Raw genomic sequence first — 13,932 nt, forward strand, 5'->3', positions numbered from 1 at the left:
GCTTTTTGTAACACTAACTATTTGGAATGTTTAACTTAATTAACGAGTCCATACCCAGTTTTCGATTTCTTGAGGGTCTACGCCATTTGCCTTGATGTAATTACGATGCTCAACTAATCGTTGCAGCATATCTGTCGTGATAGCCACATGTTGGGTTTCATCGATGACTCCTTGTTGGAATAACTTGTAAGCCATGTCGATAACTAAATGGTAGCGAGAAGTACCATTACGTACGCCCATATCAAATGGTGTTGTGGTAGAGCCTTCCTCTTCATAACCTTTGATTCTGAATCGGCGGCTACCTTTATAGTCAAATACCAACTTCTTAATGGTATTAGGGTAACCATGGTAGTTAAATACTACGCCTTTATCTTCGGTAAAGATTTCGTCCATCATCCAAGGTTTCGCTTGGAAGTCTCTACTACCTAAACCATTACTATTTAACTCAGTCACGCTGACGAAGCGAATGCGGACTCTTGGAAGTAACTCGCGGATAAGTACCAATGAAGCCATACATTCTTGGGTGACATAATCACCACAACCTGCAAGCACGACATCAGGGTTCTCATCAGAAGCGAAATCCCACACCATAACACCATCTTCAGTTTGCTTACGTGATTCATCAAGTGACAACCATTGAGGCAAATCTTTTTTACCTGCAACAAGAATATTTAATTTATCGCGGTCTTCATAAGCACGTTCGGTGTAGGTTAGGGTGGTGTTTCCGTCTGCTGGTAAATAAGCAGAAATGATATCTGGATGCTTCTCGAGCATCGCCCCTAAGAAAGATGGGTTTTGATGAGAGTAACCATTATGATCTTGGCGCTCTAATAAAGAAGACAACACCACATTACAAGAAGGGACAGGTTTACGGAAATGTACTCCTTGGCTTGCGTATACATATTTACAGTATTGGTCAGCCATTGAAGAAACAACTTGAGAGAAGGCTTCATAGGTTGGGAACATTGCATGACGTCCGGTTACTGTATAACCATGCATCATACCAAAGAGTAAGTTTTCAGAGAGTAACTCAATCACCCGGCCATCTCGCGCCATGTCTTGATCCCAACTTTTAATTGGCCATTGCCAAGCGCGGTCAGTTTCTTCAAAGACGGCTTGTAACTGGTTAGAGTATGTTTCATCTGGGCTGAAAATACGTAAATTACGTTGGTCGCGGTTTAACTTAAACGCATCGCGCATCCATTCGCCCATCTTATACATTGAAACGCCACGAGTACCACGAGGAGTTTCAGGGCCATAGCTAAGTTTTTTTAGATCCGGTTGGGCAAGGGCACGAACGACCTCACCACCGTAACTTAAATGCTGACGACCACAACACAAATGTTTAGGAGGGATCAGTGATTGGATATCTTTATCGAAAGTAATTTGACCTTCAGCGTTGATTTCACACAACTCGTTAAACTTATAACTGTCTAACCAGTCGTTTAATGCGCTTAAATGGCTAGGGTCAGTTGCACATTTATTAACGATTACTTGGTGTGATTCGCAGTTACCTTCTAATTTTTTACCGCCATGCTCTGCAGTACCTGTCCAACCTTTCGCTGTGCGCATTAAAATAACCGGCCAGCGTGGCTTACAGACATCTTCACCGTTACGAGCACGGGTTTGAATGTCGTTGATCATCTCATAGGACAAGTCCATAGCATTCGACATTTGGATGAATACGTCTTCTTCGAGCTCATCATCGACAATAATCGGGTGGTAGCCTAGCCCACGGAACTCTAAGTCAAGTTCTTCATGATCCATACGTCCCATGCGAGTCGGGCCTGAAATCTTATATCCATTAATGTGGACAATAGGTAATACAGCGCCATTGGTAGCTGGGTCAACAAGGCGGTTTGCATACCAAGAAGCAGCGAGTGGTCCAGTTTCTGATTCGCCGTCTCCCACTAAACAAGCTGCAATCAAATTAGGGTTATCTAGAACTGCGCCCCAGGCAACAGATAATGAGTAACCTAATTCACCACCTTCAAGAATTTGGCCAGGTGCTTCAGGGTTCGCGTGGGAAGGGTAACCGTATGCAGCTGAGAACTTTTTACAGATATCTTCGATACCGGCTTCATTATAAGGAATTGTTTCTGGATAGAAGTGGCTTAATGACCCTTCAACAAATAGGTTTGCTTGCACTGCGGGGAAACCATGGCCTGGACCAACTAGGTAAATGAAATCTCTTTGATGTTTAACGATAAGACGGTTGACGTTGGCATAAACAAAGTTAATTCCCGGGCATGTTCCCCAATGTCCAAGCAATCTAGGCTTAATGTCTTCGTGTTTTAAATTCCTTTTAAATAATACGTTCTGTTTTAAGTAGATTTGAGAAGTGGCGAGAAAGTTTGTCGCTCTAACAAATTTCTTTAGCGACGTGATTTCATTTGCGTGTGTCATATTGACCTCAATGTTCAAAGTAAAAATTCATTTAACCTTTAATGTGAACACTGTATTCTCAAAATCGTTGCAATAATGTGGTCTTTGTCTAACTTTTTATTAATTTGTTTTATTAAAAAAATGGGCGAAGGTTGAATTAGTGTTAATTCTTTTGCGATACAAAGCGTAAGTTTGTTATTTGAGATGAGGCTAAAGCCTGCTAATTAGAAAAGTGTGATAAAAATCACCTGACGCTACAGATCATCTATGCTAGTTTTTTGCTCCGAAAAAATCAGAGATGATGAATTGAGAAAGTTTGCTAGGCATTCGTGCTTAAAAAAAGTAAAGTTAACTCGATCAAATCCTAAATAATAAATAACTAATATTTTCGCTCACTGAAACTCAATCTAAAATGACAGTCTTTAAAGGACTGCAGATTTTGAGCTTGAGTGTTTTTATTAAAATAATACGATAATTTTATTTTGTCTGAAGCTATAAGCCATTGGGGTAATTCAATACAGGCTGACTTTCTGCAAAATAAAGTTATTCCAAGGAATAATTAAAGCAATGGCAATGTTAGAAACGATTGTGAATTTCATGAACGATTTACTCTGGGGTAAATTGTTAGTTTACGGGCTAGTTGGTGCAGGTTTATTTTTCACTGTCCGTCTAGGCTTCATTCAAATAGCTCACTTTACACACGGCATTAAAATCCTTGCGATTAGCCGTCGTCCTGGCCGTCATGGTCTATCTTCTTTCCAAGTGTTTTGTACCAGTATGGCAGCCCGTGTAGGTGCGGGTAACATGGCAGGTGTTGCTGTTGCTATTGGTATGGCTGGACCTGGCGCTGTTTTCTGGATGTGGGCAATTGCTGTACTTGGTATGGCAACTGCCATGATTGAATCGACTTTAGCGCAAGTTTATAAAGTTAAAGATTCTGACGGACAGTATCGTGGTGGCCCTTCTTACTATATGGAAAAAGGCTTAGGTCAGCGCTGGATGGGAATTTTATTCTCAATCTTACTGATTATCTGTTTCGGTCTTGTTTTCAACGCAGTTCAAGCGAATACGATTACCGGTGCAATGACCGCAGTATTTGGTTTTGACCCTGTTTATGTTGGTATTGCTATCGCAATATTAAGCGGTGTTGTTATTGTTGGTGGCCTTAAGAAGGTTGCTAAAGTATCTGAAGTTATCGTACCGATTATGGCACTGGCATACATTGCAATTGCATTCGTAGTTGTCTTAATGAATGTTGAGCAATTACCTGCAGTGTTTATGCTTGTAATTAAGAGTGCATTCGGTTGGCAAGAAGCCGCTGGTGGCGCTGTTGCATACAGTATTGCTCAAGCTATGCAGGCAGGTATTGCGCGTGGCTTATTCTCGAATGAAGCGGGTATGGGTAGTGCAGCAAACATTGCTGCGAGTGCCTCTCCAAACCCTAACCACCCAGCATCTCAAGGTTATATGCAAATGATGGGTGTGTTCTTTGACACTATCGTTATTTGTACGGCTACCGCTGCAATTATCTTATTATCAGGTGATGCTGCTGGAAGTGGTGATGGTATTGAAATGACAATCAATGCGTTGTCATCTCATGTTGGTGATTGGGGCGGAGCATTCATTGCTTTTGCAATTTTATTATTCTGTTTTACCTCTATTATTGCTAACTACTCTTATGCAGAAACCAACGTAATGTTCCTTTCTGGCAATAAGAAAGGCGCTCTACCGTTATTCCGCCTAGCTGTACTTGGTATGGTGATGTTTGGTGCGATTGCAAAAATTAACATCGTTTGGAATCTTGCAGATGTATCAATGGGCTTAATGGCCTTAGTAAACATGATTGCTTTACTATTATTATCTGGCTTAGCTGTACGAGTAATTAATGATTACCGTCAACAGGTTAATGCTGGTGAAGAGCCTGTTTTTGATACTGATAAATTCCCTGAACTTGCTGATCAACTTGAAGATGGTATCTGGAAAAATAAACCAGTTGAATCTGATAAGTAGTAAACTCTATCATTTAGCGTCTACTGATTGAGTGAATACTAAACTCCATTAGGACAATCTAAAAAACCATGCATTTATTGCATGGTTTTTTTTATTCAGCCCAGTATCATAGAGAGCATTAAAGTTAAATACTGTATGGCTTAATAGGATAGTTAACGATGTTAGTATTAGTTTCTCCTGCAAAAACATTAGATTTCGAAAACACGGCTAAAACCACGTCATTTACTCAGCCAACTTTATTAGATCACAGTCAGCAATTGATTGAAGTTTGCCGTGAGTTAACGCCTGTTGATATCGCTTCATTAATGAAAGTGAGTGATAAAATAGCAGGTTTAAATGCGGCTAGGTTTAGTGAATGGCAGCCTGACTTTACCCTTGAAAATGCGAAACAGGCAATGTTTGCTTTTAGAGGTGACGTTTATACTGGTCTTGATGCAGATTCTATGAGCGAGGCGCAGATTATTAAAGCGCAACAACACCTTCGAATCCTTTCTGGTTTATATGGTTTACTGAAGCCGCTAGATTTGATGCAGGCTTATCGATTGGAGATGGGAACCAGTTTAGAAAACCCTAAAGGTAAAAATTTATATGCATTTTGGGGGGAGGTCATCACTAATGAAATCAATGCTGCTGTTAAAGAGCAAACAGATGACCTCATTGTTAATTTAGCATCGAATGAATACTTTAAAGCAGTTAAGCCAAAGTTATTACAAGCTAGCTTAATTACCCCTGTGTTTAAAGACTGTAAGAACGGTCAATATAAAGTTATTAGTTTTTATGCCAAAAAAGCACGCGGTTTAATGGCAAGGTATCTGATTGATAAAGATATTAAAACTTTAGCTGGAGTTCAAAAGTTTGATGCTGATGGTTATTACTTTAATGAAGCATTATCGACTCCAGCAGCTCCAGTATTTTTGCGTGAAGAAAGAACTTAATACAGTTATTTCTTAGTATAGTTAACCATAAAAAAAGCAGCTAATTAGCTGCTTTTTGTTTTTAATTTTTGTTTTAAAAAGTCGCTAATTATTTCTTTTGTTCTTTTTTCGCCAGCGGTCGCAAATCTAATTCAGATTGCGCCATGATATATGCAAATTGCGCATAGGCTGCGACATTTTGCGCTAGTGACTTAGGGTCAATCTTATCAAGTGTGTCATTTGGCGTGTGGTGATAATCGAAATAATCAGTTCCGTCTTGTCTCAATGATGCAACAGGGACGCCTAGAGAAGGCATCATAGACACATCAGGGCCACCAGTGGCTTTGTTGTTGCCAAGCTTAACCCCATTAATTGTCATTGCGCTGTGCTCAAGCTGAACTTGTTCGAATACCGCAGGGTTAACGTTAAAGTCGATTTGATAAATCTCACCAGCGCCGAAATCTGACTCAGCAGCAATATAGTGATTAGTTAACTCATCAGCATGTTGCTTCACGTAGGCTTTTCCGCCAACAAGGCCAACTTCTTCAGCTGCATATAAAACCACCCTAATTGTTCTTGCAGGCTTTTCTGGCAAATCTTGAATAAGTTTTGCTGCTGCGGTAACAATAGCGACTCCAGCGCCATCATCAATCGCACCTGTTCCTTCATCCCATGAATCAAGGTGTGCACCAATTAATACCACTTCTTCAGGTTTACTACTTCCTGTTACCTCTGCAATAACATTGTAAGAAGTCGCGACACCTAAGTTTTTTGAGCTTAGATTAAGTGATAAGGTGATATTGTCATCACGCTTTAACATGGAGTTGATCATGTCAGCATCAGGTGCAGAAAGTGCTGCAGCGGGAATTTTAGCAACCCCATCTTTATAACGCATCATTCCTGTGTGTGCCATGCGGTCGTGATCAGTGCCAATTGAGCGTATAACCACAGCCACAGCGCCCTTTTCAGCAGCAGCTACAGCACCTCTTGAGCGTCCACCTACGGACTTTCCGTAACCTTTACCGCTAATATGTCTCTCTGTTTTATGGTCAATAAAAGCAATTTTGCCTTTTACTGTAGCCGGATCTGCAGCTTGTAAGTCGGCTAGAGTATCAAAGCGGACAATTTGAGCTTGCAGGCCATCAGTTGGTGTAGCAACGCTGCCACCAAGTGCTGAGATAACCAAAGGTTGTTCAAAAGGAGCGATAATAGACGCTTTCGCATGACCACGGGACCAGGCAGGTACTTGTACTGACTCTTTATAGACTTTATCGAAATTTAATGATTTCAATTTATCCATAGCCCAGTTAACTGCAATGATATCTTTTTCTGAGCCAGCTAGTCTTGGGCCCACTTCAACTGTTAACGACTCAACGATGTCATAACCTAATGAAGAAGCTAAAGCTTTTGTGGCTAATTGCTGACTAATTCGGTTGTTTTTTGTGTCTTCAATATTGGTGGTGTTTGTTACTTTTGTATCACTTTGGTTACTTTGGCAGCCTGATAATGCTGTCAAAATCATCGCCGCGCAGAGAGTCTTATTGTAGTTTTTCATGAGTTTCCTTCATTTTTATTAGCTAAGTCTCATTTTTAAAAACAATCTACCAAAAAGTGTGCTTCATGTCGCTGCCCTATTTTTTAGGGAAGGCTATATTAGCCATGGAGATGATTGAGGAGAACCAAGCGCGTGATGAATATTGAATTAATGCAACAGCGTGCAGATCATGCTGTAGTAATGCTGAAAGCACTAGCAAATGAACGTCGTCTGTTTATTTTGTGTCATTTGCTTAATGAAGGTGAAATGTGCGTTGGTGAGATGAACAAAAAACTAGGTCTAAGCCAATCTGCATTATCGCAGCATTTAGCTTGGCTAAGAAAAGACAATCTCGTTTGTACACGTAAAGAAGCCCAAACTGTTTTCTATTCACTGAAAAGTGAAGAAGTACGTGAGTTAATTAAAGTATTGGACAACTTATACTGCCATTAGTGGCAAAGTTGCTCAAACTAAAGGCGTCTTAACTATCTTTACTTGAGGTAAAGTTTAGTTAAGGCGTTTTTTTATGGCCAAATTTTACCGATAAGCTTGCAGAGTGGTGTTTTATGGGTAGGGATGGTGAATTTCAGATATAAAAAAACCGACCTAAGTCGGTTTTTTAAAGACTAAATCACAAAATTAAGCAGCGATTGCTTTGATTCTTGTGTTTAGACGTGCCTTTTGACGAGCAGCTTTATTCTTGTGAATAAGGCCTTTAGTCGCCATACGGTCAACAATTGGTTGTGCTTCTGCGAATGCTTCTGTAGCCGCTTTGTGGTCACCGCTTTGGATAGCAGCGATAACACGTTTAACGTATGTACGTAACATTGAACGACGACTAGCATTATGCTGACGACGTTTTTCAGATTGAAGCGCGCGCTTCTTTGCAGACTTGCTATTAGCCAAGGTGCAACTCCTAAAACTGGGATTAATACTTTGAGGGCGAGGAATATGCCTGCTTTTATTCATTTTGTCAATGAATATGGCAGAAATATCGTCAAAAAGACAAATAAAACTACCTTGCTCGGTTATCTTCAACCCAACTCGTGTAAGATGTGGCGCATTCTACCAGTTCTTGTATCGCATAAACAGCATTAGAATTGAAAAATTGAGATATATCCACGTTTAATCATTCGTTAGCAAACTGCTATGGAGGGGTGTTTGAGTAAAAAGTTATTAAAATCAGGTGCAATTGTCAGTGTGATGACATTGGTATCAAGAGTATTAGGCCTGATAAGAGATGTGGTTATAGCCAACCTGATGGGTGCCGGTAGTAGTGCCGATGTGTTTATTTTTGCCAACAAAATCCCCAACTTTTTGCGTCGCCTTTTTGCTGAAGGAGCTTTTGCACAGGCATTTGTGCCAGTTCTGACTGAATACCAACAAAAAAACACCCCTGAAGAAACACGAGAACTTCTAGCAAAAGTAGCAGGAACATTGGGTGGGATCGTTAGTGTTGTGACGTTACTAGGTGTGGTTGCTTCGCCAATATTAGCCGCATTGTTTGCTGGTGGTTGGTTTTATGATTGGTTAAATGATGGTCCTAACGCTGAAAAATTTGAACTTGCATCTTTAATGCTCAAAATCACTTTCCCATACTTGTGGTTTATCACGTTTACTGCGCTTGCAGGTTCGATACTTAATACCCGTGGTAAGTTTGCCGTTTCTGCTTTTACGCCTGTTTTTTTAAATATCACTATTATTGTTGCCGCACTTTATTTTGCTCCTACCATGGAGCAACCTGAGCTTGCGTTAGCTTGGGGCGTATTTACTGGTGGGTTAGTGCAGTTTTTATTTCAACTCCCATTCCTACTTCGTGAAAATTCTTTAGTAAAGCCATCTTGGGGGTGGAATCACCCTGGTGTAGTCAAAATAAGAACCTTAATGATCCCTGCGTTATTTGGGGTGTCGGTGTCTCAAATTAATTTGTTGTTTGATACTTTTATCGCTTCATTTTTAATGACAGGTTCCATCAGTTGGTTGTATTACTCTGATCGGTTACTTGAATTTCCATTAGGTTTATTTGGTATCGCAATCGCAACGGTCATATTACCTGCTTTATCGAAAAAGCATGTGGATGATAAAGGTACTGGTTTTAGTGACACTATGGATTGGGGCGTTCGCGCAATTTTATTACTGGGTGTACCTGCGATGCTCGGATTAATCATTTTAGCCCAGCCGATGTTAATGGTGCTATTTATGCGGGGCGCTTTTTCAGTCACTGATGTAGAAATGGCATCTTATAGCTTGGTTGCTTATGGCTGCGGTTTATTGAGTTTTATGATGATAAAAGTATTAGCTCCGGGTTATTTTTCTCGTCAAGATACTAAAACTCCAGTTAAATACGGCATCATAGCGATGGTAAGTAATATGATATTCAATATTATTTTCGCTATTCCTTTTGGCTATGTAGGACTCGCTATAGCAACTTCAATGTCAGCTTTACTTAACGCGGCTTTGTTGTATCGAGGCTTACATATCGCTGGTGTATATCGATTTAGTCGCGGGACTTTAGTCTTTTTCTTGAAGGTTGTTATTGCAACAGCACTTATGGCTGCGCTACTTATTACGACCTTACCTGTGCAATCATTATGGTTAGAAATGTCGATGATGCTAAAAGTGTTAACCCTGCTTAAATTGATAGCTTCAGGTGCAGGTGTCTATTTATTAAGCTTAGTGATCATGGGACTCAGGCCTTGGAAGATGAAACGTCAATCATGAATGCTGATTATCAAATCTATCTAGTATATAATCAGCCGATTTACAGTAGCAGTTAATTGGCGTAATGGAACTAATCCGCGGTATACACAATATTTTACCTTCGCATCATGGGTGCGTGCTCACTATTGGTAACTTTGATGGCGTGCACCGTGGTCATGCGCAAGTGCTTAATAACTTAGTTAATAAAGCAAAGCATTTTCAGCTACCAGCTGTGGTAATGACGTTTGAACCTCAACCTCAAGAGTTATTTCGTCAACAGGATGCGCCAGCAAGAATCAGTTTATTACGAGATAAAATCAGTTTACTCGATGAACTCAATATTGACAGGCTACTTTGTGTTAATTTTAACAGTCATTTTGCTAATCAACCTGCAGAGCAGTTTATTGAGGATTTGCTGGTTAAAAAGCTCGGTGTTAAATATTTAGTCGTTGGGGACGATTTTTGCTTCGGCAAAAACAGAACCGGCACTTTTGAGATGCTTGTAGAAGCGGGTAAAAAATTTGGCTTTACTGTTGTCAGTACCCAAAGCTTTATTTTAGGTTCTACGAGAGTAAGCTCTACAGCTGTAAGAGAGCAACTTGCTTTAGGTCACTTGGAGCAAGCAAGAAGATTATTAGGTCATCCTTTTGTATTAACTGGTCGTGTTGCACATGGGCAAAAGCTTGGTAGGACCATAGGGTTTCCGACTGCTAATATCGCCTTGAAACGTAAGGTTTCACCAGTTCGTGGTGTTTTCGCCGTGAAAATGTATTGGGATGATAGTGATATATATGAAGGCGTTGCCAACGTTGGCTTTAGACCAACAGTGGATGGGCAAGTCTGTCAGTTAGAAGTGCACTTATTTGATTTCGATGGCGACTTATATAGTAAGCGTGTTGAAGTCGAGCTAGTAGCAAAAATCCGTGACGAACATCCGTTCGAATCATTGGAAGCACTAAAAAAACAAATTTTGAATGATGCAAATGAAGCAAAAGCTTTGTTTGGCAATGATGCAGGTTGAAATAAATCAACCCAATTAATGGTATAGGATCAATGACCGACTATAAATCTACGTTGAATTTGCCGGAAACAGATTTTCCGATGCGCGGTAATCTGGCTAATCGTGAGCCAGAAATGTTAAACCGTTGGACTCAAAACGAACTTTATCAAAAAATTCGTGATAGTCGTATTGGACGCAAACCTTTCATTTTGCATGATGGCCCTCCTTATGCGAATGGCAATATCCATATCGGTCACTCAGTAAATAAAATTCTTAAAGACATTATTATCAAGTCTAAAACGATGGCAGGCTTTGATGCGCCATACGTTCCAGGCTGGGATTGTCACGGCTTACCTATTGAATTAATGGTTGAGAAGAAAGTTGGCAAACCAGGTCAAAAAATATCAGCTGCTGAGTTTCGTGCTGAATGTCGTAAATATGCGGCCAAGCAAGTAGACGGCCAGCGTGATGACTTTATCCGTTTAGGTGTTCTAGGTGATTGGCATAATCCATATTTAACGATGGATTACAGCACTGAAGCGAATATCGTTCGTTCATTATCTAAAGTGATTGATAGCGGCCATTTACACAAAGGTGTTAAGCCTGTGCATTGGTGTACTGACTGTGGTTCAGCACTAGCTGAAGCAGAAGTGGAGTATGAAGATAAAACTTCTCCGGCTATCGATGTTGCTTTCAATGCGGTTGATTCAGCAGCTGTTGCATCTAAGTTTGGTGTTGATGGTTATAGCTCTACAGTTGCAGCTGTTATTTGGACTACAACCCCATGGACAATTCCTGCTAACCGCGCACTATGTCTAAGCCCTGAGCTTGACTATAGCTTGGTTGAATTTGTTAAAAATGGCGAAACTAAAACGCTGATTTTAGCAGAAGTGTTAGTTGAGTCATGTATGACTCGATTTGAGGCTGAAAGTCATAACGTTATCGGCACTGCAAAAGGTGCTGAACTTGAGCTGTTTCGTTTTAACCATCCTTTATCGGCATTTGATGTGCCAGCTATTTTAGGTGACCACGTAACAACTGAAGCAGGTACTGGTGTTGTTCATACTGCTCCTGGCCATGGTCAAGACGATTACATTGTCGGTCAAAAGTATGGTTTAGAAGTGGCTAACCCTGTTGGTGATAACGGCGTATACAAAGCTGATACTGAATTTTTTGCAGGTCAGCACGTATTTAAAGCTAACAAGAGTGTGGTTGAACTGTTAGAAGAAAAAGGTCAGCTATTGCACCACGTAGCTTACCGTCATAGTTACCCACATTGCTGGCGCCATAAAACACCAATTATTTTCCGTGCGACGCCGCAATGGTTTATCTCAATGGATAACCATGGCTTACGTCAGCAAGCATTAGGCGAAATTGAGCAAACTCAATGGATCCCAGATTGGGGTCAAAGCCGTATTGAGAAAATGGTTGAGAACCGTCCTGATTGGTGTATTTCACGCCAACGTACTTGGGGCGTACCTATCACATTATTAGTTAATCGTGAAACGGATGAGTTGCATCCAGATAGCGTGGCTATTATGGAACGTGTTGCACATCGCATTGAACAAGAAGGCATCCAAGCTTGGTGGGATCTTGAAATCAGTGAGTTGATTGGTGATGAAGCAGATCAATATCGCAAAGTGACAGATACGTTAGACGTTTGGTATGACTCAGGTTCTACTTTCTCTTCTGTAGTTGCTTCACGTCCAGAATTTAACGGTCATGAAATTGATTTATACCTAGAAGGTAGCGATCAGCATCGTGGTTGGTTTATGTCATCATTAATGATTTCTACTGCGATGAATGGTAAAGCGCCATACAAGCAAGTATTAACTCATGGTTTTACCGTTGATGGTAAAGGCCGCAAGATGTCAAAGTCTGTTGGTAATGTGATAGCACCACTACAAGTGATTAATAAGCTAGGTGCTGACATTTTACGTTTATGGGTTGCAGCCACCGATTACAGTGGTGAAATGACAGTTTCAGACGAAATCTTAAATCGTAGCGCTGATTCATATCGTCGTATTCGTAATACTGCCCGTTTCTTATTAGCCAATTTAAATGGCTTTAATCCAGAAACTGACATGATTGCCACTGAAGATATGGTGTCACTTGATCGCTGGGTTGTGCGCCGTGCAGCCGCACTTCAAAGTGAAATTATTGAAGCGTACGAACAATATAACTTCCATTCAGTGACACAGAAATTAATGCAGTTCTGTTCAGTTGAGTTAGGAAGCTTCTACTTAGATATCATTAAAGATCGTCAATACACTGCGAAGCAAGATGGTCATGCTCGTCGTAGTTGTCAATCTGCGCTATACCATATTGCTGAAGCTATGGTTCGCTGGATTGCGCCAGTTTTAAGCTTTACAGCTGATGAAATCTGGAAATTGTTACCAGGTGAACGCACTGAGTTTGTATTCACTGAAGAATGGTACCAAGGTCTTGAGTCTGTCACATTAGAAGATGATTTAAGTGATGATTACTGGCAGCAATTACTGACTGTACGTAATGAAGTGAATAAAGTTCTTGAGCAAGCTCGTCGTGATAAGCGTATTGGCGGCTCTTTAGAAGCTGAAGTGACATTATTTGCAGATGCAGACTTAGCTTCACAGTTAGCTAAAGTTGCAGATGAGTTACGCTTTGTATTGCTAACCTCTAAAACTGATGTTGAAGCACTTGATAGTGCACCAGCTGATGCGATTGAAACTGAACTTAACTCGCTTAAGTTAATGGTCTCTAAAAGTAGTGCTCAGAAGTGTGAGCGTTGCTGGCACTACAGTGATGATGTTGGCACCATCGAGTCACATTCAACACTTTGTGGTCGTTGTGTAACTAACATTGAAGGCGATGGCGAACATCGTGACTTTGCTTAAGGACTGATAATGCCATCGACTTGGAAAGAAAGTGGCATTCGTTGGTATTGGGTAGCTGTATTAGTATTTTTTGCTGATCAGCTATCTAAGCAATGGGTGTTAGCAAATTTTGAGCTATATGAATCAATACAGCTTTTACCGTTCTTTAATTTTACCTATGTGCGTAATTACGGCGCTGCATTTAGTTTTTTAAGTGAAGCTGGAGGCTGGCAACGTTGGTTATTTACCATTATAGCTGTTGGCTTTAGTATTTTACTTACCGTATGGCTTCGTAAGCAGTCAGCGTCTCTTTGGCGTTCAAACTTAGCATATACTCTGATAATTGGTGGTGCGATTGGTAATTTAGTTGATCGATTAATCCATGGTTACGTAGTCGACTTTATTGATTTCTATTGGAATACCAGTCATTACCCAGCATTTAATATCGCTGATGCTGGTATTTTTATCGGCGCGGTACTGATTATTTGGGAATCGTTTAAACCAGAAGAACCTGCAAAAGAGAGTTAGGGAGAA

General features: G+C 40.5%; 10 protein-coding genes. 7 read left to right on the forward strand and 3 right to left on the reverse strand.

All coding sequences use genetic code 11. The annotated features are described in order from the left end of the window. Nucleotides 1-39: 39 nt before the first annotated feature. Nucleotides 40-2,406 (reverse strand): phosphoketolase family protein, encoded by a 2,367-nt coding sequence (locus FNZ24_RS08730; RefSeq protein ID WP_153914101.1) that lies wholly within the window; start codon nt 2,404-2,406, stop codon nt 40-42. A gap of 552 nt (nt 2,407-2,958) precedes the next feature. On the opposite strand from FNZ24_RS08730, the gene FNZ24_RS08735 reads away from it, so the two are divergent. Together FNZ24_RS08735 and yaaA are read left to right on the forward strand one after the other, a co-directional pair. Continuing rightward, complete coding sequence (locus tag FNZ24_RS08735; protein ID WP_153914128.1) at nt 2,959-4,395, forward strand: alanine/glycine:cation symporter family protein; 1,437 nt, start codon at nt 2,959-2,961, stop codon at nt 4,393-4,395. A gap of 158 nt (nt 4,396-4,553) precedes the next feature. Further along, entirely contained in the window at nt 4,554-5,330 is a 777-nt protein-coding gene (gene yaaA / locus FNZ24_RS08740; RefSeq protein ID WP_153914102.1) for a peroxide stress protein YaaA, read from the forward strand. Between the two features lie 88 nt (nt 5,331-5,418). Here yaaA and FNZ24_RS08745 read toward each other — a convergent pair whose 3' ends face one another. Continuing rightward, a complete protein-coding gene (locus FNZ24_RS08745; RefSeq protein ID WP_153914103.1) occupies nt 5,419-6,864 on the reverse strand; it encodes a M20/M25/M40 family metallo-hydrolase in 1,446 nt (481 codons plus the stop codon). A gap of 135 nt (nt 6,865-6,999) precedes the next feature. Here FNZ24_RS08745 and FNZ24_RS08750 point away from each other — a divergent pair, with 135 nt between their 5' ends. After that, nucleotides 7,000-7,296 (forward strand): ArsR/SmtB family transcription factor, encoded by a 297-nt coding sequence (locus tag FNZ24_RS08750; RefSeq protein ID WP_102529665.1) that lies wholly within the window; start codon nt 7,000-7,002, stop codon nt 7,294-7,296. A gap of 186 nt (nt 7,297-7,482) precedes the next feature. Here FNZ24_RS08750 and rpsT read toward each other — a convergent pair whose 3' ends face one another. Further along, nucleotides 7,483-7,749, reverse strand: coding sequence for a 30S ribosomal protein S20 (gene rpsT / locus FNZ24_RS08755; protein WP_102529664.1), 267 nt, complete (start codon nt 7,747-7,749; stop codon nt 7,483-7,485). Nucleotides 7,750-8,004: 255 nt separating this feature from the next. On the opposite strand from rpsT, the gene murJ reads away from it, so the two are divergent. From murJ to lspA, 4 genes are all read left to right on the forward strand, one after another. Next, on the forward strand, nt 8,005-9,564 hold the full coding sequence (gene murJ / locus FNZ24_RS08760) for a murein biosynthesis integral membrane protein MurJ (protein ID WP_153914104.1): 1,560 nt from the start codon (nt 8,005-8,007) through the stop codon (nt 9,562-9,564). Between the two features lie 64 nt (nt 9,565-9,628). Next, on the forward strand, nt 9,629-10,564 hold the full coding sequence (gene ribF, locus FNZ24_RS08765) for a bifunctional riboflavin kinase/FAD synthetase (RefSeq protein WP_153914105.1): 936 nt from the start codon (nt 9,629-9,631) through the stop codon (nt 10,562-10,564). Between the two features lie 32 nt (nt 10,565-10,596). Further along, nucleotides 10,597-13,419 (forward strand): isoleucine--tRNA ligase, encoded by a 2,823-nt coding sequence (ileS, locus tag FNZ24_RS08770; protein ID WP_153914106.1) that lies wholly within the window; start codon nt 10,597-10,599, stop codon nt 13,417-13,419. A gap of 9 nt (nt 13,420-13,428) precedes the next feature. Then, nucleotides 13,429-13,926 carry a signal peptidase II gene (gene lspA / locus FNZ24_RS08775; RefSeq protein WP_153914107.1) on the forward strand — a complete coding sequence of 166 codons (498 nt, stop codon included), beginning with the start codon at nt 13,429-13,431 and terminating at the stop codon, nt 13,924-13,926. Nucleotides 13,927-13,932 lie beyond the last annotated feature (6 nt).

It is taken from the genome of Shewanella sp. TC10 (genome assembly GCF_009663145.1).
Taxonomy (GTDB): Bacteria; Pseudomonadota; Gammaproteobacteria; order Enterobacterales; family Shewanellaceae; genus Shewanella.